1 protein-coding gene and 1 pseudogene are annotated in these 1,359 nt (G+C 33.4%); both read left to right on the top strand.

Going from position 1 to position 1,359, the window contains the following annotated elements:
• Window positions 1–137 precede the first annotated feature (137 nt).
• A pseudogene (locus ACM6HU_RS26405) lies at window positions 138–323 on the top strand (IS4 family transposase); the annotation flags it as partial.
• 570 nt (window positions 324–893) lie between these two features.
• A partial coding sequence (locus ACM6HU_RS26400) for a M60 family peptidase N-terminal accessory domain-containing protein (protein WP_414848523.1) occupies window positions 894–1,359 on the top strand: 466 nt, incomplete at its 3' end.

Here is a 1,359-nt window from a genome sequence, read left to right as displayed (position 1 = left end):
TATAGTAAAAAAATTGAAACCCGTCAGGGTTTATTTGATATGCCTACTTTTATGATATCTATAAAAGATAATAAAAAACTACATAGAAAGACCAGCCTTTGTATAAACATATACTTTAAGTTGATGGATGTGTGGTACTGCCCCTTTTATACCGAGCTATACAGAAAAACATTCAAGAAATAGCAAATATTCTTATCCGCCTGTTTTACCTCCTACAGAAGAACGAGTGGAACCCTCGACGATATGGGAAGAAAACAGTCTTTGATATCTTAGGTGTTGTTTACGAGTATAATGAATTGAGAGGACAGAAGAAAACTACATAACTTTTAAAAATGAAACTTATTTAGGTTTATTTCGTATGCTTATTTTTAAGAACATATCTCTACTTTGAGAATGTTTTAACTCTGATGAACGAAAGTTCATTTTTTCCCATTCTTAAATTGATGGGTATGTAAGGTGATCCCTATACTGAATGTAAAATATGTAATTTTGCATATTTGCGTATTAGGTAATGGTATGTAGAATGCTATTTTATTATTTTACAAATATTTTTAAGTTAATCATTTAAAATGTTTAATTTATATAAATCCATTTTAATTTTTCAACATATAAGTCGCTGCTATGCAGAACAAAACATGACATGTACTTGCTTTCTCCTTTTGATGTGGTGGGAAAAAGTCATGACCGTTTCTATACGCGGCCAGATATTCCCCTTCAAAATTATATATAGGTATAATTTTTACGTGTATGAGGGGGATAAGTAAATTTAAGAAGTAGTCATAGTAAGAGGAATTTTTATTGTATTAATGAGATGAAACGATATAATGGGCTAATGAGGAAATCGGCGTTTCCTATGACCGTTAGAATGGATTTGAATGAAAGGAATGATTTATATGAACAGAGGAAAGAATTATAGATTACAAAAACCAATGAAAGTATTTATGGCATCTGCTGTTTTGACAACGACATTATTTACGTCTATGACTGTAAATAGTTTGAACATTCATGCTGAAACTACGCAAACTCAGGCGCAATATGAAGAGAGGACGTTTGAACTTCCAAGTACAGGACATTATATTGGTGAAGCAGTAAGAGAAAGAAGAAGTGAGCAACGAAACTATGTGCCAACAGGAATCTATGTAAAACCGAATGAACAAGTCACAATTGAAGTATCGGGACTATCGGGATTAGACAAGCTTGGAGCAACTATTGGGACAAATGAATATGATAAAGAAGGGGGGAAAGCATTTCGTCTTTCTCCTGGTTCTAACACCATCTCCTCTCCAAACGGTGGTTTATTAGGGTTTGATAACTCTGAAGGGAAAGGAACTGTTAAGGTGAAAGTAACACAAGGCGGGA

This window comes from Bacillus sp. IT-79MI2 (assembly GCF_949768135.1).
Classification (GTDB): domain Bacteria; phylum Bacillota; class Bacilli; order Bacillales; family Bacillaceae_G; genus Bacillus_A; species Bacillus_A pseudomycoides.
Note: the sequence above shows the minus strand (reverse complement) of the source record. Positions and strands in the feature narration are given on the sequence as shown.